Genomic DNA, 23,990 nt, shown 5'->3' with positions numbered 1-23,990 from the left:
GGATGGAGCCTCGCATGAGCCAACGGCCTCCCGTCGGAATCACCATGGGCGATGCCGCCGGCATCGGCCCGGAGATCATCGTCCAGGCCATGGCCCAGGGCCTTGCCGCGCCTGCCGTCGTCTATGGCGACGCGGGCACGCTGCGGCGTGCCGCCCAGTTGCTGGGCGCGCGCCTGACCGTGCAGGAGATCGCTGACGCCCGGTCATTCGTGCCCCAGGCCGGCCTGATCCAGGTCGTCGCCTGCCATCCCGCCCTCCCTGGAGACCTGGCGCCCGGGAAGGTGGATGCGGCGGCCGGACGCGGGGCCTACGCGTATGTGCGCGCGGCCATCGACGACGCCATGGCGGGGCGCATCCGCGCCATCGTCACGGCGCCCCTGAACAAGGCTTCCATGCACGCGGCCGGGATCGACTATCCCGGGCACACCGAAATCCTGGCCGAGTTCAGCGGCACCCAGGATTTCGCCATGATGCTGGCCAATCGCGAGCTGCGCGTCCTGCTGGTGACCATCCACGTGGCGCTGGCCGATGTGTTCGCGCGCATCACGGTCGAATCGGAACTGCGCGCCATGCGCCTGGCCGACGCGGCATGCCGGCAGATGGGGATCGCGCGTCCCCGGGTCGCCGTGGCGGGACTCAACCCGCACGCCGGGGAGAACGGCAAGTTCGGCCGCGAGGACCTCGACATCATTGCCCCGGCAATCGATGCCGCCCGCGCCGAAGGCATCGATGCCAGCGGACCCTGGCCCGGCGACACGGTGTTCATGCGCGCCCGTCGTGGCGATTTCGACATCGTGGTCGCGCAGTATCACGACCAGGGCCTGATTCCCGTCAAGTACCTCGGCGTGGAGGAAGGCGTCAACGTGACGGTAGGGCTGCCCTTCGTGCGCACCAGCGTCGACCACGGCACCGCCTACGACATCGCGTGGCAGGGCGTCGCCGACGCGACTTCGCTCATGGTCGCCTTCGACGTGGCGCTGGCCATGACGCCAGACGCCGTGACAGCAGACTGACAGCTTGGCGCGGGAGTGCGGGTCTACAATAGCGCCGACCCTTCTCTCCCCTCTCGCCGGCTCGTGCGGCTCGCGCATGCCCGGACGTTTTTGCCGCAGCCTCAATGAACCGCATCACTCGTTTCCTGCCGGACCGCTTCACGCTGTACCTGATCACCACCGTTGTCATCGCCAGCTTCCTTCCCGCCCATGGCAAGGGACTTCCCGCCTTCAACGCCATCACCGACATCGCGGTCGGCCTGCTGTTCTTCCTGCACGGCGCCCGGCTGTCGCGCGAGGCCATCGTCGCAGGGATCACGCACTGGCGCCTGCACAGCCTGATCTTCTCGGTCACCTTCATCCTGTTCCCGATCCTGGGCCTGTTGCTCAGGCCGGTGCTGGAACCGCTGGTCACGCCGGAGCTGTACATGGGCGTCATGTTCCTGTGCTGCCTGCCCGCCACCGTCCAGTCGGCCATCGCCTTCACGTCCATGGCGCGGGGCAATGTCCCCGCGGCGGTATGCAGCGCGTCGGCGTCCAGCCTGCTGGGAATCTTCATCACCCCGCTGGTGGTGGGCCTGGTGGTGGTCAACGCCAGCAACTCGCCAGTCTCGTTCGATGCGGTGGGCAAGATCATGCTGCAGCTGCTGCTGCCCTTCGTGCTGGGCCAGGCGCTGCGACGCTGGATCGGCGGGTGGGTGCACAAGCGCAAGAACCTGCTGAAGATCGTCGACCAGGGTTCTATCCTGCTGGTCGTCTACACGGCCTTTTCAGAGGCCGTGAACGAAGGACTGTGGCATAACACCCCCCTGCCGGCGCTGGCCGGCCTGGTGGTGGCCTGCGCGGTCATCCTGGCGCTGGCCCTGCTGGCCACCACGCTGCTGGGCCGCGCCATGCACTTCAACATCCCGGACCGCATCACGCTGCTGTTCTGCGGTTCCAAGAAAAGCCTGGCCAGCGGGATCCCGATGGCGCAAGTGCTGTTCGCCGGCCACGCCGTGGGCGCCATCGTGCTGCCCCTGATGATGTTCCACCAACTGCAATTGATGGTGTGCGCGATGCTGGCCAGTCGCTTCGCGCGCCGCCCGCAGGGCGACGACGGCGACCACTGAGCGATACGCCGCTGCCCGCAGCGGCGACTGACGGCAGGCCCGCGACATTCCCGCCGCGCTTGGTCGCGGCCCGGTAGCGGTGCGCGCATGGGCGGAAGGCATTCCACCCGTGCGAACGGGATGCCGCTGCTAGTACTGCGAGCCGGCGGCGAAATTCAGGAAGCGGGTGCTCATGCCCTGGAAGGTCAGCCGCACCGTTCCGATCGGACCGTTACGCTGCTTGCCGATGATGATCTCGGCCGTTCCCTTGTCCGGGGAGTCGGGGTTGTAGACCTCGTCCCGGTAGATGAACAGGATCACGTCCGCATCCTGCTCGATCGCGCCCGATTCACGCAGGTCGCTCATGACGGGACGCTTGTTGGGGCGCTGTTCGAGGCTGCGGTTCAACTGCGACAGCGCGATCAGCGGGCAATTCAGCTCCTTGGCCAGGCCCTTGAGCGAACGGCTGATTTCGGAGATTTCCGTGGCGCGGTTTTCGCCGGCGCCATTGGCCGACATGAGCTGGATATAGTCGATGATGATCAGGCCCAGCTGTCCGCATTGGCGCGCCAGGCGGCGCGAGCGCGCGCGCACTTCCATCGCGCTGAGCGCCGGCGTTTCGTCGATATAGACCTGCGCATCCTGCATCAACTGCACCGCATGCGTGACGCGCGGCCAGTCTTCGGCGGTCAGCTTGCCGGTACGCATGCGGTGCTGGTCCAGCATGCCGACCGAACCCAGCATCCGCATCGCCAGCTGCACCGCGCCCATTTCCATGGAGAACACGGCGACCGGCAGGCCCTGCTCGATCGCGACATGCTCGCCGATGTTCATGGAGAACGAGGTCTTGCCCATTGAGGGCCGGCCCGCGACGATCACCAGGTCGCCGGGCTGCAAGCCGGAGGTCATCTTGTCGAGGTCGGCGAAGCCCGTGGGCACGCCGGTGACGTCGGAATCGCTCTCGCGGTGATAGAGCTCGTCGATACGCTCCACCACCTGGGTCAGGAGGGGCTGGATTTCCTGGAAGCCCGCCGAGCCGCGCGCGCCTTCCTGGGCGATCTTGAACACCTTGGACTCGGCTTCGTCCAGCAACTGGCGCGCTTCCTTGCCTTGCGGGTTGAGCGCCGCGGCCGAAATCTCGTCGGCGATCGACACCAGCTTGCGCAGCGTCGCGCGCTCGCGCACGATCTCCGCGTAACGGCGGATATTGGCCGCCGAGGGCGTGTTGTGCGCCAGCGAATTCAAATAGGCGATACCGCCGACGTCGTCGGCCTTGCCCGCGCTGACCAGCGATTCATGCACCGTAATGACGTCCGCCGGCCGCGCCAGTCCCACCAGCCGCGCGATGTGCTGCCAGATCAGGCGGTGGTCGTGGCGATAGAAGTCTTCCTCGACCAGGACATCGGCGATGCGGTCCCATGCCGCGTTGTCCAGCAACAGCCCGCCCAGCACCGATTGTTCGGCCTCGATGGAGTGAGGAGGAACGCGCAGGTATTCCAGCGTGGTATCAGACGGAGAATTCATGGTTTCACTTGTACTCGCAAGGTGTCGGCCACGCGGAAGAATCCCTGGATGTCGCGCGACGGCAGCCAGCCCAGGAGCGGCTTCAACGGCCAGGCCACGGCGTGCAGCACACGGCCCAGGCGCCGCAGTCGCGACCGCACCAAGGGATCCGGATTGGCCTCGAAATATGCAGTCAGCATCGCCTCGGCCAGCCACGGCATGACGCGCGGCGGCAGGTTGCGCAGGGACTGCAGGGAAGCCACCATCTGGAATAGATCGTAGGCCTGGGCCAGGGGTTTGGACAAGGCTTCGCCGATGTTTTCCTCGAAATCGATGCGCCAGATGTCGGCGCCGCGGAGGGTCAGGTTGCGGATCTGCGCACCGCCGTGGCAGAAGCCCTGTTTGTGGAAGGCGGCCAGATCCTGTCCCGCCTGCCAGGCCAGCGCGGCGCGTTCCTCGTCGCTGCCATGGCGGATCAGCGAGGAGAGATCGGTGCCGACATGTTCAAGCACGACCAGGCCGGGCTCCTGCCACCAGATCTGCGGCACCCGGCAGCCGGCCTGCAACAGTTGGCGCAGGCGTTCGGCCTCGTAGTCCAGGCCATTGCGCAACAGGATGTCAGGGCGCGGAAATTCGCCCAGGACCAGCTTGCAACCCACGCCGAGCAACAAGGCCCGGATGTACCGCAGCACATAACTGATGCCGCCGCGCACGCTGGCGCGGCGACGCTTGACCACGCACCACACGCCGTCGATGGGCACTTCCAGGACGGACGGCTGCGGCGTCGCTTTGGCCGCATCCAGCCAGTCCCTGAGGCCGGCGGGCGGCGATTCGTGTACAGGCGGCGAGGTCAAGCGCGGGCCCCGAGTATAGGTGCGTGGGAAGAACAGGCACCGGCAGAAAAAAAAGCCGGCACCAGGCCGGCTTGTTCTTCGCCGTAGCCCCTTGGAACGGCCCGTGCCGTGCCATGGGGAACGCCGGCGGGGGCATGGCCGCCCGCCGGCTGCGTGCGAATCAGGCGATGTCGCCTTCGATGACGATGGTGACATCCGTCACCACGTCGGCATGCAAGGCCACTTGCACGGAGTACTCACCAACGGCCTTCAAGGGACCGGCCGGCAGGCGCACCTGGGCCTTTTCGACCGTGTCGAAACCCGCCTTGCGCAGGGCTTCGACGATGTCGGCGCTGGTGACGGAACCGAACAGACGGCCGTCGACACCCGCCTTCTGCAGGATCTTGACCTGTTGGCCCGACAGGCGCTCGCCCACGGACTGGGCGGCGGCCAGCTTTTCGGCCTGGATCTTTTCGAGCTCGGCACGGCGAGCTTCGAATTCCTGCTTGGCGGCCGCCGTCGCACGGCGAGCCATCTTTTGCGGAATCAGCCAGTTACGGGCATGGCCGTCACGGACACGGACGATATCGCCCAGGTTGCCCTTGCCGGGGACTTTTTCGAGCAGGATCACTTCCATCGCGATCTCCGGATCAATTGTGGTTGTCGGTGTAGGGCAACAACGCCAGGAAGCGCGCGCGCTTGATGGCGGTGTCGAGCTGGCGCTGGTAGTGCGCCTTGGTGCCAGTCAGACGAGCCGGAATGATCTTGCCGTTTTCCTGGATGAAGTCACGCAGCGTGTCCAGATCCTTGTAGTCGATCTCTTCCACGCCGGCCGCGGTGAAGCGGCAGAACTTGCGACGCTTGAAGAGCGGATTCTGCTGCGTGAACTTGCGTTTTTCTTTGCGCTTGCCGAAGAAAGCCATGATGTGCCTCTTGATTTGTATGGGCCCTTGGGCCCGTAATCCTTACCTGTGCAGGGTCATCCCTGCCCCATCGTTCCCGTTCCGGCCGGCATTCGCGACGATCGCCCGGCATCCACCTAGGCCACCACCGGATCCTGCCCCGCCGACAACCGCGTCGCATGCTGCACATGCAGCTTCAGCTTGACCGCACCCTGGCGAACCGGGGCCAGAAAGCCTTGCACCTGCAACGACGTGCCCAACTGAAGATCCGCCAGCATCAGGGCCAGGTCACCGACCACCACGGCCTGTATCGTCAATTCGACACGGCGCGGATGGCCCGCTTCCACGACTTCCGACACATGCCCCAGCAGCATCTCCAGCACGGGAATCCCGGCGGGGGTGTGGCGTATCGGTTCGCGTTCGAGCACCTGGGCGCTCAATGCTGTTTCATTCATGGGCCGGCGCCTTCAGGTTGCCGGTACGGCGGGCGGAACGTCCTGCCGTTGAACCGTTTTACTCAGCCTGGACGGGCGCGGCTTCCGCGGACGCCTTGCGGGCTTCTTCGCGCTCGACCGACTTCATCATGATCGACGCGCCGGTCTGGGCCTTCTTGGTCTTGATGACCAGGTGGCGCAACACGGCGTCGTTGTAGCGGAAGGAATGCTCCAGCTCGTCCAGCGTGGCTTGGCCGCATTCGATGTTCAGGCACACATAGTGGGCCTTGACCAGCTTCTGGATCGGGTAGGCCAGTTGGCGGCGGCCCCAGTCTTCCAGACGGTGCACCGTGCCGCCCTGGCCGGTGACCAGCGCCTGGTAGCGCTCGACCATGGCGGGCACTTGCTCGCTCTGGTCGGGATGAACGATGAACACTACTTCGTAGTGACGCATGGGTGAAACTCCTCGTGGATGTCTCGGTCGCGTTGCCCGCAGACCAAGGGACAGCCCGCCGCGCTGGCCACCTCAAGTTCAGGCAACCCAGACGGTCGAGCAGGAAAGCTTTCCATTATCGCCGGAATCGGCAAATGGCGCAATAGAGGCGGCTGGCAGGCCGGGAAATGTCCCGACGCGCCCGTCCAGAGCGGCTGGCGGAGCGCCGGCGCCGCGAAACGACGGGAGCGGTAGCCCGGGCGGAACGGATCAGCGGCACAGCCGCCCGCCACGCTGCGTTGGGGCGAGACGGCTCGGCAGCCCGGTGCGCGGCCGGTCAGGCGGCCAGGCCGGGCCCCTCGCCTTCGACCACGGCGTAGGCCGAATGGTTATGGATGGATTCGAAGTTTTCCGCCTCGACGCGGTAGCGGCCGACGCCGGTACGGACCGTCAGGCGGGCGGCCACGTCGCGAACCAGGTCCTCGACGAACTTGGGATTGTCGTAGGCGCGCTCGGTGACGAATTTCTCGTCGGGGCGCTTGAGCAGGCCCCACACCTCGCAAGACCCCTCGTCCTCGATCAGGCGGATGATTTCCTCGACCCCGACGGCGTCGCCGATCAGCGCCGATACGGTGACATGCGAGCGCTGGTTGTGCGCGCCGTATTCCGAGATGGCCTTGGAGCACGGGCACAGGCTGGTCAGCGGGACCTGGACCACGAGTTCGAATTCGACCTGGTCGCCGGCGGCGCGCGCGATCCACTGCACTTCGTAATCCATCAGGCTTTGCACGCCCGACACGGGTGCCGACTTGTTGATGAACAAGGGAAACGCCGCCGTGATATCCCCGCGTTCCGCGTGCAGCAGCGGCAACATTTCGCGCGCCATGGCGCGGAACGAGACCGGGGTCATCGGGGTGCTGCGGTATTTTTCCAACAGCGCCACGAAGCGTGACATATGGGTGCCCTTCTCTTCAGCCGGCAAGGCCACCGTCAGGGTCCAGTTGGCCACGGTCGCCATGGCGCTGCCGTCGGCGGCCTGCACCAGCATGGGATGACGCACGCCCCGGATCCCCACGCGCTGGATGGGAATATGCCGGGTATCGGCCGAACTTTGGATGTCCGGCATGATGAGGGCGGGATCGATGGGGGAATTCATTTGTCTGGCCTGTCACGAACAGCGGCCTGAGCGCTGTCTGGAATGTCGATGGACCCGCATTATCCCTTAAATGGGCCGATCACCGCGGGAAAACCCTTTTCCCCACAGGCATCCGGGGTATGGCGGGACGTCATTCCGCCTGGCGGGCCCGGGCATCAGCCCCGATTGACCTGCCGCCGCGGCATGGAGCGGGTTGCTCTCCGGCATCACTCCAGATTGGTCCATCCCGCCCCGACATCACCCCAGATTGGTCCGCGCCATCGCAGGGGCCAGGAGCCCGCCGAAGCGTGCACGCACGGAAGCCTCGATGCCGGCCGCATCCAGGCCCAGCCCGCCGAGCAGCGCCTGCTGGTCCCCATGGTCGATGAACCGGTCCGGCAGGCCCAGCTGCAATACGGGAATGGCTACCCCGGCGGCGTTCAGGGCTTCGCAGACCGCGCTACCCGCGCCGCCCATGATCGCGCCCTCTTCCACGGTGACCAGGGCCTCGTGGCCGGCGGCCAGTTCACGCACCAGGGCCTCGTCCAGCGGCTTGACGAAACGCATGTCGGCAACGGTGGCGTCCAGCGCATCCGCGGCCTTCTGCACCGCGGGCAGGAGGGTTCCGAACACGAGGAAGGCCAGGGTTGCGCCGCGACGACGCACCACACCCTTGCCGATCGGAACGTCTTCCAGCGTGGCGGGCACCGTTGCGCCTCGTCCGCCTCCGCGGGGATAGCGCACGGAGGCAGGCCCGGGATAGCGGTAGCATGTGCTTAGCAACAGCCGCGCTTCCGCCTCGTCCGAGGGCGCCGCGACGACCATATTCGGTATGCAGCGCAGGAAGGCGATGTCATAGTTTCCGGCGTGGGTGGCCCCGTCGGCCCCCACCAGCCCGGCGCGGTCCAGCGCGAAAGTGACATCCAGATTCTGCAAAGCCACGTCGTGGATCAGTTGGTCGTAGCCGCGCTGCAGGAAGGTCGAATAGATGGCCACGACGGGCTTCTGCCCTTCACAGGCCAATCCGGCCGCGAACGTGACAGCATGCTGCTCGCCGATACCGACGTCGAAATAGCGCGAGGGATAGCGCCGCTCGAACTCCACCAGGCCACTGCCTTCGCGCATGGCGGGCGTGATGCCCACCAGCTTTTCATCCTGCGCCGCCATATCGCACAGCCACTGCCCGAAGACCTGCGTAAAGGTAGTCTTGGCGGGCGCCTTGGCCGGTACGATGCCCACGTCCGGATCGAACTTGCCCGGGCCGTGATAAAGCACGGGATCGGCCTCGGCGAGCTTGTAGCCCTGCCCCTTTCGGGTGACCACATGCAGGAACTGCAGGCCTGGCAAGGCCTTCAGGTTCTGCAGCGTCGGCACCAGCGCATCCAGGTCGTGGCCGTCGATGGGGCCGACATAGTTGAAGCCGAATTCTTCGAACAGCGTGGCCGGCGTCACCATGCCCTTGGCGTGCTCCTCGAAGCGGCGCGCCAGCTCCAGTACCGGTGGTACGTGCTGCAGCACGGCCTTGCCGACATTCTTCGCCGTGGCGTAGAAGCGGCCCGACATCAGCCGCGCCAGGTAGCGGTTCAGCGCACCCACCGGCGGGGAGATCGACATATCGTTGTCGTTCAGCACCACCAGCAGGTTGATGTCGGGGGTCACGCCGGCGTTGTTCATCGCCTCGAACGCCATGCCGGCCGACATGGCGCCGTCGCCGATGACGGCGATGTGCTGGCGGGCGGCGCCCGCATTGCGCGACGCCACGGCCATTCCCAGCGCCGCTGAAATGGACGTGGACGAGTGGGCGGTGCCGAAGGCGTCGTATTCGGATTCGCTGCGCCTGGGAAAGCCCGAAATCCCGCCGGCCTGGCGCAATGTCGCCATGCCGGCGCGGCGGCCCGTCAGGATCTTGTGCGGATAGGACTGATGGCCCACGTCCCAGACAATACGATCGCTCGGCGTATCGAAGACGTAGTGCAGCGCCAGGGCCAGCTCGACCGTGCCCAGGTTCGACGACAGATGGCCGCCGGTGCGGGAAACCGAAGCCAGGATGAAGGCGCGCAGTTCGTCGGCAAGCTTCTTGAGCTCGCGGCGGTCCAGTCGCTTCAGGTCGGCCGGGCTGTCGATGGTTTCCAGGAGTTCAGTGGTCATGCTCTTCGCAATGAGGATGGCGGCCTGCGCGGCGCGCCTCAACGGTCACGCAATACGATGAAATCGGCCAGTTCCGCCAGGCGCGTACGCCCTTCCCCCAGGGGAGCCAGGGCTTGCAGGGCAGCCTCGCGCAGGGCCTGCGCGAAACTGCGCGCCTGCTCCAGCCCGAGCAGCGAAACATAGGTCGGCTTGTTATCCGCGGCATCCTTGCCCGCGGTCTTGCCCAGACTGCGGGTGTCGGCCGTCACGTCCAGAATATCGTCCACGACCTGGAACGCCAGTCCCATGGCCTGCGCATAGTCATCCAGGGCCTGCCGCGCGCTGGAGCTGGCGCCCGACACGATACCGCCCAGCGCCACGCTGACGGCCAGCATGGCGCCGGTCTTCATGCCATGCATGGACTGCAATTCCTCGCGGTTCAGGCTGCGGCCCACGCTTTCCAGGTCGATGGCCTGGCCGCCCGCCATGCCCAGGCTGCCCGAGGCCCTGGCCAGCGCCTGCGTCGCCTGCACGACCAGCGCCGGGGCGATAGGCATGTCCGCGAGCAATTCGAAGGCCAGCGGCTGCAACGCGTCGCCCACCAGCATGGCGGTGGCTTCGTCATACTGCACGTGCACCGTCGGACGCCCACGCCGCAACGTGTCGTCGTCCATGCAGGGCAGGTCGTCATGGACCAGCGAGTACGCGTGGATCAATTCCACCGCCGCGGCCGCCCGGTCCAGCGAGGCTTCGATGGCGATGGGATGCCCGCCCGCGACGCAGGCCTGGCCCGCCGCATAAACCAATGCCGCGCGCACCCGCTTGCCACCGCCCAGGACGGCGTAGCGCATGGCTTCGTGCAGGCGCGCCGGCACGACATCGGCGGCAGGCAGCAGTTCGTCCAGGGTGCGCTCGACGTGTTCGGCGCGACCGGCCAACCATTCCGGAAAGGCGAGATGGGAGTGCTTCATCCGTCGGCTTCGTCATCCAGTGCGCCGGGTTCCAGCGGACGCAGCAGGTCGCCCTCCAGGACACGGACCTGCTGTTCGGCCTGGGCCAGGCGTTCCTGGCAGATGCGGGTCAATTCGACACCGCGACGGTAGGCAGCCAGCGACTCCTCCAGCGGCAAGAACCCGTCTTCCATGGCCGCGACCAGGGCTTCCAGCTGTGCCAGTGCGGTCTCGAAGTCTTGCGGCAAAAGCGAGGAATCGTTCTGCGGATCGGCTTGCGTGGGGGCCAAACGGGTCTCCGGAAAGGCGGCGCGTGAATAATCCTGGGATTGTACGAGATCGGGGGCGCGGCCGCCCTGCCCCCTGGCCTGCCCGGATTGCATTCGCGGGAAGCGCTTCTTATAGTCGGGTCCCGGCGGTTGGAAACCATGCGTATCGCGCCCGGACCGACACGTCATCACAAGTCTGCGCCTCAAACACCACAAGGGGGAAATAAAAATGCGTACCTGGTTCAAGTTCGCCGCCGCCATCGCGCTGGCGGCCGCCTGCGGCTCCGCGCTCGCGCAGTATCCGGCACGGCCCATCAAGGTCGTCTCGCCCTTCCCGGCCGGCGGCGCGACCGACGTCCTCACCCGCCTGCTGGCGGAGCGGATGAGCAAGGATCTGGGCGTATCGATGATCGTGGAGAACCGCGCGGGCGCGGGGACATCGATCGGCGCGTCGTACGTTTCGCGCGAGCCCGCGGACGGCTACACCATCCTGATGGCCACCAATTCCACGCTGGTGACCAACCGCTACCTGTACAAGGAACTCCCATACGACCCGGATGGCTTCGATCCCATCGGGATGGTCGGCATCGGGCCCCTGGTGCTGCTGGCCGGCCCCAAGACGCCCTACGGCAACGTCAAGCAACTGGTCGACTATGCGCGCCAGCATCCGGGCAAGGTCACATTCGCGACCTTCGGGGCGGGCACGTCGTCGCATCTGGCGGCCGAGCTTTTCAAGAGCCAGACGGGGACCGACATGCTGCATATCCCGTTCAAGGGCGCCACGCAGGCCTTGCCCGCCCTGATCGCGGGCGATGTCGATATCTTCTTCGACATGGTGGCCACCGGCATGCCGCAGGTGGAGGCCGGCAAGGTCCGCGTGTTCGGCATCACCAGTATGCGCCGCCTGGAAAGCGAGCCCGCCCTGGCCACGCTGGCCGAACAGGGCTACCCCAAGTTCGACATGACCGCGTGGTTCAGTTTCGTGGCGCCCCGCAATACCTCGCCCGAAGCCTTGCAGAAACTCCGTGCGGCATTGGTCGCGGCACTCAAGGATGAAACGGTGCGCAAACGCATGCTGGACATGGGTATCCAGCCGGCGAGCGGCACGCCCGAAGCCCTGATCGCGCAGATCAAGGCGGAGCGCCCCGTGGTGCAGGGCCTGGTCAAACAGGCCAACATCGTCCTGCAATAGCGGCTGGACGCGTGCCGTGCATGGCCCCGGTCGTTCCGGAGCGGTGCACGGGCACGCATGTAGGGACTGGGGTACAATGCATGGGTTGATCGGCCAGCCCGATTTTTCTTCGCGCCAGAACGGATTCGTGCCGTCCTGGCTTTTTTATCCGAGCGGAGGGAATCATGACCGACGTCGGTCGGATGGCGCAATTTGTGCCAGCTCGCACCCAGCTGCCCGTCAGTGCCTACTTTGACGAAGCCCGCTTAAAGCGCGAGCAAGAACTCATTTTCAAACAGTCCTCGCTATATGTCGGCCACCAGAAGATGGTGCCCGAGGCCGGGGACTGGCGTACGCTCGTCCAGGAAAAAGGCGGTCGCGCCCTGGTGCATACGCCTCAGGGCATCGAACTCGTCTCCAATGTCTGCAGGCACCGCCAGGCCTTGATGCTGGGCGGGGTCACGGGCGATGTGGCCGGCAAGTCCAACACCGTCGGCAGCCTGAAGTCGACCGGTGGCAATATCGTTTGCCCGTTGCACCGATGGACCTACAGCGCGCGCGGCGAACTGCTGGGCGCGCCGCAGTTCGACAGCACGCCCTGCATGAACCTGGACCGCTTCCGCCTGCGCGATTGCCATGGCCTCTTGTTCGAAGGGCCGCGCGATCCGGCCCAGGATCTGGCCACGCTGTTCGCAAGGCCGGAGTTCTCCTTCGACGAGTACGTGCTGGACCACGTCGAAGTCCACCAGTGCAACTACAACTGGAAAACCTTCATCGAGGTCTACCTTGAGGACTATCACGTCGGCCCCTTCCATCCGGGCCTGGGCCGTTTCGTCACCTGCGACGACCTGACCTGGGAATTCGGCGCCTGGCATAGTGTGCAGCGCGTGGGGGTGCATCAGGCGCTCGCCCATCCCGGCTCCGACGTCTATCGCGCCTGGCATGACCGCGTGCTGGAATTCCGCCAGGGCGAAACGCCCGACTTCGGGGCGATATGGGCGACGTATTTCCCCACCCACATGATCGAGGTCTACCCGCACGTGCTGGTGCTGTCCACGCTGCATCCGCGCGGTCCGCAGGACACCTTGAATGTGGTGGAGTTCTACTATCCCGAGGAGATCGTCGCCTTCGAGCGCGAATTCGTCGAGGCGCAGCGCGCCGCCTACATGGAAACGGCGAAAGAGGATGACGAAATCGCCGAACGCATGGACGCGGGCCGCAAGGCGCTCATGGAGCGCGGCGTGTCGGAAGCCGGACCGTACCAGTCGCCAATGGAAGACGGCATGCAGCACTTCCACGAATGGTATCGCCGCATCATGGCGGAAACCGATCCCCATCCCTGATGGACTGATGGACCTGGCCAGCCCGCGCAGGCGGCGCTGGCCTTGCCCCCCGCTACACGCGGGAGCCCCCGCACCCGACTTCAGCGGCACGAGCCTCGCACCGGCCGTGTCCGCTGCGCCATGCCGCAGCCGTGGCGCCTGGTATCAGCCCTTGGCCCGCGGCCGTGACGGGTCGCTGATCCATTCGCTCCAGGACCCCGGATACAGGCGCGAACCGCCCAGCCCCGCGACCTCCATCGCGAAAAGATTGGCGGCGGCCGTGATGCCGGACCCGCACTGGTGCACGATGGTCTCGGGCGCCCTGTCGCCCAGCACGGCCACGAACTCCTCGCGCAATTGGGCCGGCGACTTGAAGCGCCCATCGGGTTCCAGGTTGTCGGTATACGGCCGGTTCAACGCATCCGGAATACGCCCCGCTTCGGGGTCGATGGGCTCGACCTCGCCGCGATAGCGAGCGGCGGCGCGCGCATCCACCACGGTGAAGGACTTGCTGCGCAGGTTGGCCAGCACGGCGTCGGCATCGACCGCCTGGACCAGTGGCGCGCCCGGCGCCCCATGCGCGCCGGGCCGGACCGCCGGCGAGGGTCCGCTGTCGACCGGCAGGCCGGCCGCCGTCCAGGCTTGCCAGCCTCCGTCGAGCACCGCCACCCGGTCATGGCCGATCCAGCGCAGCAGCCACCACAGGCGCGCCGCGTACTGCCCGCCGCTGGCGTCGTAGGCGACGACCAGCGTCTGCGGTCCCACGCCGTGCGCGGCCATCAGTGCCGCCAGCGCGCCACGATCCGGCAGGGGATGGCGCCCGTTGGCGCCGGTGCGCGGCCCGGCCATCTCCGTCTCGTTGTCGAGAAACCGCGCACCGGCGATGTGCGAGGCTTCGAACTGGCGGCGGCCCGCGGCGAAATCCTGCAGATCGTGCCGTACGTCGAAAACGCGCACATCGGCGTCCTCCAGCCGGCCCGCCAGTTCCGAGGCGGCCATCAAAGTCATCAAGGTCATGCCTGTTTCTCCCTATTGCGCGGCGGCACGGTGACGCGTTCGCGCATGGTTCGCCAGATGGACAACAGCCCGGCGACGATGATCAAGCCCATGCCCAGCCAGGCCAGGTCGTCCAGGTGGTCCTGCCAGAAGACCGTACCCATCAGGGCCGCGAAAATGATGGTGGTGTACTGCAACGCCGCCGTCAACAGCGCCGACCCCAGGCCAAAGGCGCGCGTCATGGCCAACTGGCCGAACAGCCCGGCCAACCCGATCCCGGTAAGCGCGGCGTAGCCGGTGGCATCGGCGCGGCCCCAGCCTTCCGTCCAGAGCCCCGCCACGCTGCTCAGGCAAACGGCGGCGGAGAAGAACAGGACCGTCCGCCATTCCGGCTCGCCGATACGGCCTAGTTCGCGTATCTGCATCATCGCGACCGCCGCCGCGCCGCCCGAACCCAAGCCCAGCAGGGCCGCCAGCCATTGGTCCTCGCCGATGCTCGGACGGAGGACCGCGATCACGCCCAGAAACCCCAGCGCCACCGACAGGATGCGCACCAGATCGCGCTGCGCCCCGCCCCACCCCAGCATCCAGGCGGCGATGAACAAGGGAGAGGTATACGTCAGGCTGGTCGCCGTGGCCAGGGGCAGGTGCGCCAGCGCGAAAAACCCCAGCCACATGGAGGTCACGCCGGACAGGTTGCGCCACAGGTGCAGCTTCCAAACGGTGGGGATGACGGACTGGCGGGCGGCGCGGGCCCAGAGCAGCAGCAGGACGACGGAGGGAAGACCGCGGAACAGGACCACCTGCGACAGCGAGGCGTTGTGTTCGGTCGCCAGCTTCACGCAGGAACCCATGATGGCGAACATGATGGACGCCAACAACATCCAGAGAGCCTGCATGACGATGAAACGGAAGCGAGGGAGTTCGTAGGAAACGTTACTATACTCTGCTGTCGCGGCGGCGCCCGCCTTCGGCCGGCGCCCGCGCGGCCCGTTCCGCCTCTTGCCGCTTACGCTGCGGAACCTGAACGCAGGCTGGCCGTCAAAGCTACATTGCTCGCACTTGGGACCATAAGAAACATGAAACGCATCGTTCTGTTCGTACTGACCAACCTGGCCGTCATGCTCGTGCTGTCGGCCACGCTACGCATTCTGGGGATCGACCGCTACCTGACCATGAACGGTCTGAACGTCACCCAGTTGCTGGTATTTTCCGTGGTGGTCGGCTTTGCCGGAGCCATCATCTCGCTGTTCATGAGCAAGCCCATGGCCAAGTGGAGCACGGGCGCCCAGGTCATCGACCCCAACGCGCCGCGCAACCAGCGCGAGGCCTGGCTGCTGGACACGGTGCACCAACTGGCCGATCGCGCCGGCATCGGCCGACCGGAAGTCGCCATCTACGACGGCGCGCCGAACGCCTTCGCCACGGGCGCCTTCAAGAACGACTCGCTGGTGGCCGTGAGCACCGGCCTGCTGGACAGCATGACCGAGGAAGAAGTGACCGCCGTGCTGGGACACGAAGTGGCGCACATCGCCAACGGCGACATGGTGACGCTGACGCTGATCCAGGGCGTGGTCAATACCTTCGTGGTCTTCCTGGCACGGGTGGTGGGCTACTTCCTGGACAAGGCCATCTTCCGCAGCGAACGCGGCATGGGCCCGGGCTACTTCGTGACCGTGATCGTCTGTGAGATCCTGTTCGGCATTGTCGCGACCGTCATCGTGGCCTGGTTCTCGCGCCAGCGCGAATTCCGCGCGGATGCCGGTTCGGCGCAGTTGCTCAGCTCGCGCGAGCCCATGATCCGCGCGCTGGCGCGCCTGGGCGGCCTGGAGGCCAGTGACCTGCCGAAGTCCTTCCAGGCATCGGGCATCAATGGGGGCGGCGCCATCAGCGCCCTGTTCGCCACCCACCCGCCGCTCCAGACGCGTATCGCCGCGCTGCAGCGCCTGCCGCTGTAAGCCTGCCGCTGTAAGCCTGCCGCTGTAAGCCTGCCGCTGTAAGCCTGCCACGGTAAGCCTGCCACGGTAAGCCTGCCGCGGTACGCCTGCCGCGGTACGCGCAGCCGCGGCGGCTGCTGCCGCGGCAGAGGCACGGGCTCAGCACTCGACGATATTCACCGCCAGCCCGCCGCGCGCCGTCTCCTTGTACTTGGTCTTCATGTCGGCGCCGGTTTCGCGCATGGTCTTGATGACGGAGTCCAGCGATACATAGTGATGACCGTCGCCGCGCAAGGCCATGCGCGCGGCATTGACGGCCTTGATGGACGCCATGGCGTTGCGTTCGATACAGGGTATCTGGACCAGCCCGCCGACCGGGTCGCACGTCAGCCCCAGGTTGTGCTCCATGCCGATTTCCGCGGCATTCTCCACCTGCGATACAGTACCGCCCTGCGCCGCGGCCAGGCCGCCGGCGGCCATCGAACAGGCCACGCCGACTTCCCCCTGGCAACCCACCTCGGCGCCGGAGATGGACGCATTCAGCTTGTAGAGCAGCCCGATGGCGCCCGCGGTCAGCAGGAAGGCGTGGATGCCTGCCAGCGAGGCGCCGGGCACGAAGCGATCGTAGTAATGCAGGACCGCCGGGATGATGCCGGCCGCGCCATTGGTCGGGGCGGTGACCACGCGCCCGCCCGCGGCGTTTTCCTCGTTGACCGCGATGGCGTAAAGATTCACCCAGTCCATGACGGATAGCGGATCGGACAGGGTACGCTCGGCGCGCTGCGTCAGGCTGCGGTACAGTTCGGGCGCGCGGCGCCGCACGCGCAGCGGCCCCGGCAGTTCGCCGTCTGCCTCCGGGTTGTCGATGCCGCAGCCGCGCGCCACGCAGCGCTGCATAACGTCCCAGATGTTATCCAGGCCGGCACGTATTTCGTCTTCGGTGCGCCACGCTTTTTCATTGTGCAGCATCAGCTCCGCGATGGTCATGCCCTGGCGTGCGGTCATGTCCAGCAGTTCGCGGCCGGTGCGGAACGGGTACGGAAGCTGGTCGTGCGCCGCGATGACCTGGCTGTTCGCCGCGCCCGCCGTGACGACGAAGCCGCCCCCCACGGACAGATACCGCGACTCGCGCAAGGGCGCGCCGGCCTGGTCGAAGGCGTGGAACTTCATGCCGTTGGGATGTTCGGCCATCGCCTCGCGGCGATAGAAAAGCAGATGCTCCTTCTCGATGAAGGGAACCCGGTGCTGCCCCAGCAGCGGCAGGATGCGGCTGGCACGCACCGCTTGCACCATGCCGGCAATGGCCGACGGGTCGACGGAGTCGGGGGCCTCGCCCATCAGGCCCAGCAGCACGCCCTTGTCCGTGCCGTGTCCCTTGCCCGTGGCGCCCAGCGATCCATAGAGTTCGGCGCGTACGCTGGCCACCCGTGGCAGCAGGCCGTCGCTCTGCAGGCCCTGCGCGAACATCAGCGCCGCCCGCATGGGCCCCACCGTATGCGAGCTGGAGGGCCCGATGCCGACCTTGAACAAATCAAACACAGAAACCGCCACGATGGCTCCGTCATGCTCTTTTCGCCGACGACCCGGCGTCGCGGCAGGCCCCATGATAGCTCGCGTCCGGGGGTGCCGGCCTGCATGGAAACCCACGGCCATCGTCAATGATGAGAACGTTTTCAACGCCCGTGCCCCATGGGGACGGACTCGTGAGATGATGGAGCCTATTCCTTGTTTCCGCCCTTTCGCGCCCGATCCGCCCTGACCCAAGCATGTCTGGAATCCTGACCCTGCTCGACTTCGCCGGTTATGTCGCCCTGTTGCTCTGGGGCGTCCATATGGTGCAGACCGGCGTGCAGCGGGCCTTCGGGGCGGCGCTGGGCGCGGTACTGGGCCGCGCGCTGGGCACCCGCCTGCGGGCCTTCGCCGCCGGCCTGGGCATTACGGCCGCCCTGCAAAGCAGTACTGCCACCGGCCTGATGATCACCGGCTTCGCGGCCGGCGGGGTCGTGGCGCTGGTGCCGGCGCTCTCGGCCATGCTGGGCGCCAATGTCGGCACGACGCTGATCGTCCAGTTGCTGTCCTTCGACCTGACGGCGCTCGCCCCCATCCTGATCCTGTTCGGCGTGTGGATGTTCCGCCGCTATCCCCCCGGGCGCACGCGCGACCTGGGCCGCGTCTTCATCGGCCTGGGCCTGTTGCTGATATCCCTGCATTCGCTGGTGGGCCTGTTCGTGCCGTTCCAGAATGCGCCACTGCTGCGGATCGTATTGCAGGCGCTGGCCACGCAGCCCTTTGCCGCGCTGCTGGTGGCGGCGGCCCTGACCTGGGCAGCCCACTCCAGCGTCGCGATGGTAGTCCTGATCATGTCGATGGCGACGCACCAACTGGTCGCTCCGGAAGCCGCCTACGCCATGGTCCTCGGCGCCAACCTCGGTACCGCCATCAATCCGATGATCGAAGGCGTCACGGGCGATGATCCCGCTGCGCGGCGGCTGCCCCTGGGCAACCTCCTGACGCGCGTCGTCGGCGTGCTGGTGGGGCTGGCCCTGCTGCCCTGGATGCAGCCGTGGATGACCGCCTTGTCCGACGATCCGGCGCGCGCCGTCGCCAACTTCCACACCCTGTTCAATGCCATCGTGGCCGTGGTCTTCCTGCCCTTGCTGGCGCCATACGCCGCCCTGCTTACCCGCTGGCTGCCGAAGCGCGTGGACCCGGACGACCCATCGCGTCCTCAGTACCTCGACGAGGCCGCGCACGACGTGCCCGCCGTGGCCCTGGGCAACGCATCGCGCGAGGCCCTGCGCATGGCCGACATGCTGCAGACGCTGCTGGTGCTGGCCCGGGCAGGCTACAAGCGCGACAACCGGCACCGGATGCCGCAGGCCCGGCAACTGGACAGCGCCATCGACAAGCTGGAAACCGCGATCACGCTGTACCTGGCCACCCTGGACCGCGAGAACATGACCAGCAGCGACATCCAGCGCATGGAGGAAATCCTCGCCTTCGCCAGCAATATCGGCCACGCCGCCGATACGGTGCACAGCGGCCTGTTGTCGCACGCGTCGCGCCTGCGCAAGCATGGGTGGTCATTGGCGCCAGACCAGCACGCGCAATTGGACGAATCGCTGGGCCACCTGCTCGAGAACGAACGCCGCACGGCGGCGCTGTTCGTCAACGCGGACCTGCGCCAGGCGCGCGCCCTGGCCAGCGAAAAAGAGCGCTTCCGCGCCCTGGAAAGCCAGGCGGCGGAAACGCATCTCGAGAAAATAAAGTCCGGGAAAGTCGATGCGGCCGAGGTCGGGCAGCTGTACCTGGACATCCTGCGCGACGTCAAGGCGGTCAATTCCTATCTGGTCGGCGCGGCGGCGTACCCGGTGCTGGCCAAGGAAGGCGAACTGCTGCCCAGCCGGCTGCGCGAATCGACGAACTGACCGGCAGCCGGGACCACGCGGGAATTACTTCAGGTACTTCGCGAACCAGGCAGTCATTTTCTGCCAGCCGTCGCGGGCGTCTTTTTCGTTGTAGCTGGGCCGATAGTCGGCAAAGAAGGCATGGCCGGAATCGGGGTAGACCACGATGTCCGATGCCTGGGCGTGCGCATTGCCCTTGGCCAGGCGCTGCTTCATGGTTTCGACGTCGGCGAGCGGAATGCTGTTGTCCTGCGCCCCGTACAGGCCCAGGACAGGTCCATGCAATTCCTGCGTCACGTCGACGGCATTGCGCTTGATAAGCGGACCGTGCCCCGCGGTGAGCTTGCCGTACCAGGCGACGCCGGCCTTGACCTTGTCGCTATGGGCCGTGTACATCCAGGTGATCCGGCCGCCCCAGCAGAACCCCGTCACGCCCACGCGGCTGTCGTCGCCGCCGTGCTGCGCGGCCCACGCCACACTGGCGTCCAGGTCGGACATCACCTGCTCGTCCGGGACCTTGGCCACGATCTCCGCGACCAGCTTCGGAATATCGGTGTAGGTCGACGCATCGCCCTGACGCTCGTACAGATTCACGGCGATGGCGAAATAGCCTTCCTTCGCCAGGCGGCGGCAGACATCCTGGATATGTTCATGGATGCCGAAGATTTCCTGGACGACCGCCACGATGGGGAGATGATTCTTTCCTTCCGGCGCGGCGTAGTAGGCGGAAATCGTGCCGTCCTTGACCGGGAGATCGATCAATCCGTGCGTCAAGCCCTGCGGGCTGGTCTGGATGGTCGTGCTTTGGGGAGTCCCTGCGGCGGCTGAAAAATTCATGGCGATGTCCTCTGGCTAAGGTTGGGCGCCCGGATGGGGCGGCGCGGGCGGCGTCCTTCCCGACGCCAACCTCACGATTATGCCGCGCATTGGCTTACCCGGTGCTGGCCGCCAGGCCCGGGCATGGCAGGCTGCGCCCCGTCCCGCGCTAGTGCGCCTGTTCCCAGTTCTTGCCCACGCCGACTTCGGCCACCAGCGGCACCCGCAATTGCGCGACGCCGCACATCAACCGGGGAAGATGCTCGCGCACGTGCTCGATCTCCGGATCCGGCACTTCGAGCACCAGTTCGTCGTGCACCTGCATGGTCATGCGCGTCAGCAGCTTTTCCTGCTCTATCCAGCGCTGCACGGCGACCATGGCCATTTTGATGAGATCGGCGGCGGTGCCCTGCATGGGCGCGTTGATGGCAGCGCGCTCGGCGGCCTGCCGGCGCGGGCCCGAACCGCCGCGGATCTCCGGCAACCACAGCCGGCGGCCGAAGACGGTTTCCACATAGCCCTGTTCGCGCGCCAGCACGCGGGTCGACTCCATGTACTGCGCCACGCCGGGATATCGGGCGAAATAGCGGTCGATGTAGGCCTGCGCCGCGTCGCGCGTGATGCCGAGGTTCGACGCCAGGCCGAACACGCCCATGCCGTAGATCAGCCCGAAGTTGATCGCCTTGGCCGCGCGGCGCTGCTCGGCCGCCACGGCGTCCAGCGCCACGCCGAACACTTCCGCGGCGGTGGCCCGATGGATGTCCGCCCCCGTCGCGAAGGCGTGCTGCAGGTTGGCGTCATCCGAGACGTGCGCCATGATGCGCAATTCGATCTGGGAATAATCCGCCGACATCAACACGCCCCGCTCGGCGATGAAGGCTTCCCGCACGCGCCGCCCGGCCGGTGTGCGCACCGGGATGTTCTGCAGGTTGGGTTCGGACGATGCCAGGCGGCCGGTGATGACGGCGGCCTGTGCGTAGTGCGTGTGCACGCGGCCCGTGGCCGGATTGATCATGCGCGGCAGCTTGTCCGTATAGGTGGACTTCAGCTTGGACAGGCCGCGGTATTCCAGCAGCACCTGCGGCAGGGGGTAGTCCTGCGCCAGCTTGCTCAGCACTTCCTCGTCGGTGGAGGGCACGCCGCTCGCCGTCTTGCGTACCACCGGCAGCTGCATGCGGGTGAACAGGATTTCGCCCAGCTGCTTGGGCGAATTCAGGTTGAACGGCTGCCCGGCGAGTTCGTAGGCGCGCTGCTCCAGCGACATCATTTCCTGGCCCAGCGCGTGGCTCTGGCGCGCGAGTTCCTCGGCGTCGACGCGCACGCCGGTACGTTCGATCCCCGTCAGGACCTCCGATACCTGCAATTCCAGCTTGTATACGAAATCCAGTCCGGCCTGCGCCGCCACACGCGGACGTAACACCTGGTGCATCTGCAGGGTGAAATCCGCATCCTCGGCGGCATACTGGCCCGCGCGTTCGACCGCGACTTCATCGAAGCAGATCTGGTTGGCGCCCTTGCCGCACAACTGCTCGTAGGTAATGCCGCTGCGGCCCAGCCAGCGTTGCGCCAGGTCGGCGAGGCTGACGGTGCGATGCGATTCCAGCACATAGGCCTGCAGCATGGTGTCTTCGGCGACGCCGGCCAGTCGTATGCCTTCGTTGGCCAGCACATGCGCGTCGTACTTGGCGTTATGCAGCAGCTTGGGGGCGGCCGGGTCTTCCAGCCACGGCCGCAAACGGCGCAGCACCTCGTCCTTCGGCAATTGTTCGCCGGCCTCGGGACCGCGATGCGCGACCGGGATATAGCAGGCCACGCCGGGCTCGACCGCGAACGACATGCCCACCAGGCGCGCCTGCATCTCGTCCAGCGACGTGGTCTCCGTGTCGAAGGCGGCCAGCGGCGCGGCGCGCAGCTTTTCGATCCAGCTGTCGAAGGCCGCCCAATCGGTGATGACCTGGTAGTCCGTCTGCTCCGGCGCGGCGGGACGTTCGGGCGCGATCCGCGAGTCACCGGTCGGGACCCGTTCGCTTTCCCCGCTGGCCTCGCGCAACCAGCTGCGGAACCCGTATCGCTCGTAAAGTGCGAGCAGGGCCTCCTTGTCCTCTTCCTCCGCCACCAGTTGTTCCGGCCCGGACAACAAGCCCGTGAGATCGCAGTCGCAACGCACGGACAGCAGCTTGCGGGTCAAGTCGAAGTTCGGGATGGCCGTGCGCAGATTGCTGCCCGCCACGCCCTTGATGGTCTCGGCCCCCTCGATCAGCTTGTCGATGGAGCCGAACTCCGTCAACCATTTGACGGCGGTCTTCGGTCCGACCTTGTCCACGCCCGGGACATTGTCGACCGCGTCGCCGATCAGCATCAGATAGTCCACGATGCGTTCGGGCGGTACGCCGAACTTCTTGACCACCCCTTGCGGGTCCAGCGTCTCGCCGGACATGGTGTTGACCAGCGTGACGTGCTCGTTGACCAACTGGGCCAGGTCCTTGTCGCCGGTCGAAACGATGGTCTTCAGACCATGTTCGGTCGCGATGCGCGCCAAGGTGCCGATGATGTCGTCCGCTTCCACGCCTTCGACGGCGAAGATCGGCCATCCGAGCGCCCGCACCACGCTATGTATGGGCTCGATCTGCGCGGCCAGGTCTTCGGGCATCGGTGGCCGGTGCGATTTGTATTCGGGATACAGGTCGTCACGGAAGGTTTTGCCACGGGCATCGAAAATGCAGGCCGCATACTCCGCGTCATAGTCCTGCTTCAGCTTGCGCAGCATATTGACCACGCCATACAGGGCCCCCGTGGGCTCGCCTTGCGCGTTTCGCAGGTCAGGCATGGCATGATAGGCGCGGTACAAATAGCTAGAACCGTCAACCAGCAATAGGGTTTTATTCATGATTAAGAAGGCAGATGGCAAGGAGACGCCCGCCGGCAAGCAAATACCGGTGATTATGTCAGAGATACTGACCGCGGCTGACAAGCTGCGCGACCTCGGTCCTGCGGTCAGCATCTTCGGCAGCGCGCGCGTCAGCCGCGACTCGCCCTACTACGCAAAATGCGTGGCCTTGTCGGCCGCCCTCGCGGAAGCCGGCTTCGCGGTGATCGCCGGTGGCGGGCCCGGCATCATGGAAGCGGCCAACAAGGGCGCATTCGAGACAGGCGGCACCAGCGTGGGCCTGAATATCGTGCTTCCGCATGAGGCGAACAACAACGACTACCAGACCATCAGCCTGATGTTCGAGTACTTCTATGCCCGCAAGGCCACGTTCTTCATGCACAGCTTTGCGTATGTGGCCCTGCCCGGCGGGTTCGGGACGCTGGACGAACTGTTCGAAGCGCTGACGCTGGTGCAGACGGGCAAGGTGCCGCCAGCCCCCATCGTCCTCATGGGCAAGGAGTATTGGCAGGGCGCGGTGGATTGGCTCGCCAAAACGGTACTGAGCAATGGCATGATCGGCGCGCATGACCTGGAATTGTTCATCGTGGAGGATGATCCGCAGGTCGTGGTTCGCCGCATCGTCGAGTTTCATACCAAGTACATGTCCCCGGAGCAATACGCCCCGTCCCTCCCGGCGTGATGCCGTAAGCGGAGGGCGGACGGCCGGATCGTCTCGGGGAAGGCGCCTCTCCCGGTACGCACCATTTCGGTGCAAAGTCCACCCAGCGACCCATACCGGTGCG

General features: G+C 66.3%; 22 protein-coding genes. 7 read left to right on the top strand and 15 right to left on the bottom strand.

Going from position 1 to position 23,990, the window contains the following annotated elements:
- The first annotated feature begins 14 nt into the window (after positions 1 to 14).
- Together pdxA and BAU07_RS08955 are read left to right on the top strand one after the other, a co-directional pair.
- Positions 15 to 1,013, top strand: coding sequence for a 4-hydroxythreonine-4-phosphate dehydrogenase PdxA (pdxA, locus tag BAU07_RS08960; RefSeq protein ID WP_066656307.1), 999 nt, complete (start codon positions 15 to 17; stop codon positions 1,011 to 1,013).
- 104 nt (positions 1,014 to 1,117) lie between these two features.
- Positions 1,118 to 2,104: a bile acid:sodium symporter family protein gene (locus BAU07_RS08955; protein ID WP_066656304.1), complete on the top strand. Its 987-nt coding sequence runs from the start codon at positions 1,118 to 1,120 to the stop codon at positions 2,102 to 2,104.
- Positions 2,105 to 2,233: 129 nt separating this feature from the next.
- On the opposite strand, the gene BAU07_RS08950 is transcribed toward BAU07_RS08955, so the two are convergent.
- The 10 genes from BAU07_RS08950 to BAU07_RS08905 form a co-directional block, all read right to left on the bottom strand.
- The gene (locus BAU07_RS08950) at positions 2,234 to 3,607 is read right to left on the bottom strand and encodes a replicative DNA helicase (protein ID WP_066656303.1); all 1,374 of its coding nucleotides are present in this window, start codon (positions 3,605 to 3,607) and stop codon (positions 2,234 to 2,236) included.
- Positions 3,604 to 4,440: a BUD32 family EKC/KEOPS complex subunit gene (locus BAU07_RS08945; RefSeq protein ID WP_066656301.1), complete on the bottom strand. Its 837-nt coding sequence runs from the start codon at positions 4,438 to 4,440 to the stop codon at positions 3,604 to 3,606. The genes BAU07_RS08950 and BAU07_RS08945 overlap by 4 nt, the downstream gene beginning before the upstream one ends.
- A 160-nt stretch (positions 4,441 to 4,600) precedes the next feature.
- Positions 4,601 to 5,056 (bottom strand): 50S ribosomal protein L9, encoded by a 456-nt coding sequence (gene rplI, locus BAU07_RS08940; protein ID WP_066656299.1) that lies wholly within the window; start codon positions 5,054 to 5,056, stop codon positions 4,601 to 4,603.
- Between the two features lie 13 nt (positions 5,057 to 5,069).
- Positions 5,070 to 5,342, bottom strand: a complete 273-nt coding sequence (rpsR, locus tag BAU07_RS08935) for a 30S ribosomal protein S18 (RefSeq protein WP_066352664.1) — start codon at positions 5,340 to 5,342, stop codon at positions 5,070 to 5,072.
- Between the two features lie 116 nt (positions 5,343 to 5,458).
- The gene (gene priB / locus BAU07_RS08930; RefSeq protein ID WP_066656291.1) at positions 5,459 to 5,776 is read right to left on the bottom strand and encodes a primosomal replication protein N; all 318 of its coding nucleotides are present in this window, start codon (positions 5,774 to 5,776) and stop codon (positions 5,459 to 5,461) included.
- Positions 5,777 to 5,834: 58 nt separating this feature from the next.
- Entirely contained in the window at positions 5,835 to 6,209 is a 375-nt protein-coding gene (gene rpsF / locus BAU07_RS08925) for a 30S ribosomal protein S6 (RefSeq protein ID WP_066656278.1), read from the bottom strand.
- Between the two features lie 316 nt (positions 6,210 to 6,525).
- Positions 6,526 to 7,344 (bottom strand): GTP cyclohydrolase FolE2, encoded by an 819-nt coding sequence (gene folE2 / locus BAU07_RS08920; RefSeq protein ID WP_066656275.1) that lies wholly within the window; start codon positions 7,342 to 7,344, stop codon positions 6,526 to 6,528.
- Between the two features lie 237 nt (positions 7,345 to 7,581).
- Positions 7,582 to 9,471 carry a 1-deoxy-D-xylulose-5-phosphate synthase gene (dxs, locus tag BAU07_RS08915; protein WP_066665119.1) on the bottom strand — a complete coding sequence of 630 codons (1,890 nt, stop codon included), beginning with the start codon at positions 9,469 to 9,471 and terminating at the stop codon, positions 7,582 to 7,584.
- Positions 9,472 to 9,509: 38 nt separating this feature from the next.
- The gene (locus tag BAU07_RS08910; RefSeq protein WP_066656272.1) at positions 9,510 to 10,421 is read right to left on the bottom strand and encodes a polyprenyl synthetase family protein; all 912 of its coding nucleotides are present in this window, start codon (positions 10,419 to 10,421) and stop codon (positions 9,510 to 9,512) included.
- Entirely contained in the window at positions 10,418 to 10,690 is a 273-nt protein-coding gene (locus BAU07_RS08905) for an exodeoxyribonuclease VII small subunit (RefSeq protein WP_066656269.1), read from the bottom strand. Before BAU07_RS08905 ends, BAU07_RS08910 begins: the two co-directional genes overlap by 4 nt.
- Before the next feature lie 208 nt (positions 10,691 to 10,898).
- On the opposite strand from BAU07_RS08905, the gene BAU07_RS08900 reads away from it, so the two are divergent.
- Complete coding sequence (locus tag BAU07_RS08900; protein WP_066656252.1) at positions 10,899 to 11,861, top strand: Bug family tripartite tricarboxylate transporter substrate binding protein; 963 nt, start codon at positions 10,899 to 10,901, stop codon at positions 11,859 to 11,861.
- Between the two features lie 164 nt (positions 11,862 to 12,025).
- Positions 12,026 to 13,183 carry an aromatic ring-hydroxylating oxygenase subunit alpha gene (locus BAU07_RS08895; RefSeq protein ID WP_066656251.1) on the top strand — a complete coding sequence of 386 codons (1,158 nt, stop codon included), beginning with the start codon at positions 12,026 to 12,028 and terminating at the stop codon, positions 13,181 to 13,183.
- Between the two features lie 144 nt (positions 13,184 to 13,327).
- Here the strand turns inward: BAU07_RS08895 and BAU07_RS08890 are convergent, their stop codons facing one another.
- Positions 13,328 to 14,179: a sulfurtransferase gene (locus tag BAU07_RS08890; RefSeq protein WP_084025520.1), complete on the bottom strand. Its 852-nt coding sequence runs from the start codon at positions 14,177 to 14,179 to the stop codon at positions 13,328 to 13,330.
- On the bottom strand, positions 14,176 to 15,057 hold the full coding sequence (locus tag BAU07_RS08885; RefSeq protein WP_066656250.1) for a DMT family transporter: 882 nt from the start codon (positions 15,055 to 15,057) through the stop codon (positions 14,176 to 14,178). Before BAU07_RS08885 ends, BAU07_RS08890 begins: the two co-directional genes overlap by 4 nt.
- A 180-nt stretch (positions 15,058 to 15,237) precedes the next feature.
- On the opposite strand from BAU07_RS08885, the gene htpX reads away from it, so the two are divergent.
- The gene (htpX, locus tag BAU07_RS08880; RefSeq protein WP_066656247.1) at positions 15,238 to 16,116 is read left to right on the top strand and encodes a protease HtpX; all 879 of its coding nucleotides are present in this window, start codon (positions 15,238 to 15,240) and stop codon (positions 16,114 to 16,116) included.
- Between the two features lie 138 nt (positions 16,117 to 16,254).
- Here htpX and BAU07_RS08875 read toward each other — a convergent pair whose 3' ends face one another.
- Entirely contained in the window at positions 16,255 to 17,646 is a 1,392-nt protein-coding gene (locus BAU07_RS08875) for an L-serine ammonia-lyase (RefSeq protein ID WP_066656246.1), read from the bottom strand.
- 215 nt (positions 17,647 to 17,861) lie between these two features.
- Between BAU07_RS08875 and BAU07_RS08870 the strand changes: the two genes are divergently transcribed.
- Positions 17,862 to 19,523, top strand: a complete 1,662-nt coding sequence (locus BAU07_RS08870) for a Na/Pi cotransporter family protein (protein ID WP_066656240.1) — start codon at positions 17,862 to 17,864, stop codon at positions 19,521 to 19,523.
- A 24-nt stretch (positions 19,524 to 19,547) separates the two neighbouring features.
- Here BAU07_RS08870 and BAU07_RS08865 read toward each other — a convergent pair whose 3' ends face one another.
- Together BAU07_RS08865 and polA are read right to left on the bottom strand one after the other, a co-directional pair.
- Positions 19,548 to 20,339, bottom strand: coding sequence for a dienelactone hydrolase family protein (locus tag BAU07_RS08865; RefSeq protein ID WP_066656237.1), 792 nt, complete (start codon positions 20,337 to 20,339; stop codon positions 19,548 to 19,550).
- Between the two features lie 148 nt (positions 20,340 to 20,487).
- A complete protein-coding gene (polA, locus tag BAU07_RS08860) occupies positions 20,488 to 23,205 on the bottom strand; it encodes a DNA polymerase I (RefSeq protein WP_066656236.1) in 2,718 nt (905 codons plus the stop codon).
- Between polA and BAU07_RS08855 the strand changes: the two genes are divergently transcribed.
- Positions 23,204 to 23,887 (top strand): LOG family protein, encoded by a 684-nt coding sequence (locus BAU07_RS08855; RefSeq protein WP_462935893.1) that lies wholly within the window; start codon positions 23,204 to 23,206, stop codon positions 23,885 to 23,887. The two genes, polA and BAU07_RS08855, sit on opposite strands and share 2 nt — an antisense overlap.
- Positions 23,888 to 23,990 lie beyond the last annotated feature (103 nt).

This window comes from Bordetella flabilis, from assembly GCF_001676725.1.
In the GTDB taxonomy this organism is placed as follows: domain Bacteria; phylum Pseudomonadota; class Gammaproteobacteria; order Burkholderiales; family Burkholderiaceae_B; genus Bordetella_C; species Bordetella_C flabilis.
Note: the sequence above shows the minus strand (reverse complement) of the source record. Positions and strands in the feature narration are given on the sequence as shown.

What these genes read in the sequence shown, in the direction of transcription:
- pdxA (WP_066656307.1), top strand. Translation starts at nt 15, where the DNA reads ATGAGCCAACGGCCTCCCGTCGGAATCACCATGGGCGATGCCGCCGGC.
- BAU07_RS08955 (WP_066656304.1), top strand. Translation starts at nt 1,118, where the DNA reads ATGAACCGCATCACTCGTTTCCTGCCGGACCGCTTCACGCTGTACCTG.
- BAU07_RS08950 (WP_066656303.1), bottom strand. Translation starts at nt 3,607, where the DNA reads ATGAATTCTCCGTCTGATACCACGCTGGAATACCTGCGCGTTCCTCCT.
- rplI (WP_066656299.1), bottom strand. Translation starts at nt 5,056, where the DNA reads ATGGAAGTGATCCTGCTCGAAAAAGTCCCCGGCAAGGGCAACCTGGGC.
- rpsR (WP_066352664.1), bottom strand. Translation starts at nt 5,342, where the DNA reads ATGGCTTTCTTCGGCAAGCGCAAAGAAAAACGCAAGTTCACGCAGCAG.
- priB (WP_066656291.1), bottom strand. Translation starts at nt 5,776, where the DNA reads ATGAATGAAACAGCATTGAGCGCCCAGGTGCTCGAACGCGAACCGATA.
- rpsF (WP_066656278.1), bottom strand. Translation starts at nt 6,209, where the DNA reads ATGCGTCACTACGAAGTAGTGTTCATCGTTCATCCCGACCAGAGCGAG.
- folE2 (WP_066656275.1), bottom strand. Translation starts at nt 7,344, where the DNA reads ATGAATTCCCCCATCGATCCCGCCCTCATCATGCCGGACATCCAAAGT.
- dxs (WP_066665119.1), bottom strand. Translation starts at nt 9,471, where the DNA reads ATGACCACTGAACTCCTGGAAACCATCGACAGCCCGGCCGACCTGAAG.
- BAU07_RS08910 (WP_066656272.1), bottom strand. Translation starts at nt 10,421, where the DNA reads ATGAAGCACTCCCATCTCGCCTTTCCGGAATGGTTGGCCGGTCGCGCC.
- BAU07_RS08900 (WP_066656252.1), top strand. Translation starts at nt 10,899, where the DNA reads ATGCGTACCTGGTTCAAGTTCGCCGCCGCCATCGCGCTGGCGGCCGCC.
- BAU07_RS08895 (WP_066656251.1), top strand. Translation starts at nt 12,026, where the DNA reads ATGACCGACGTCGGTCGGATGGCGCAATTTGTGCCAGCTCGCACCCAG.
- BAU07_RS08890 (WP_084025520.1), bottom strand. Translation starts at nt 14,179, where the DNA reads ATGACCTTGATGACTTTGATGGCCGCCTCGGAACTGGCGGGCCGGCTG.
- BAU07_RS08885 (WP_066656250.1), bottom strand. Translation starts at nt 15,057, where the DNA reads ATGCAGGCTCTCTGGATGTTGTTGGCGTCCATCATGTTCGCCATCATG.
- htpX (WP_066656247.1), top strand. Translation starts at nt 15,238, where the DNA reads ATGAAACGCATCGTTCTGTTCGTACTGACCAACCTGGCCGTCATGCTC.
- BAU07_RS08870 (WP_066656240.1), top strand. Translation starts at nt 17,862, where the DNA reads ATGTCTGGAATCCTGACCCTGCTCGACTTCGCCGGTTATGTCGCCCTG.
- BAU07_RS08865 (WP_066656237.1), bottom strand. Translation starts at nt 20,339, where the DNA reads ATGAATTTTTCAGCCGCCGCAGGGACTCCCCAAAGCACGACCATCCAG.
- BAU07_RS08855 (WP_462935893.1), top strand. Translation starts at nt 23,204, where the DNA reads ATGATTAAGAAGGCAGATGGCAAGGAGACGCCCGCCGGCAAGCAAATA.
- polA (WP_066656236.1), bottom strand. Translation starts at nt 23,205, where the DNA reads ATGAATAAAACCCTATTGCTGGTTGACGGTTCTAGCTATTTGTACCGC.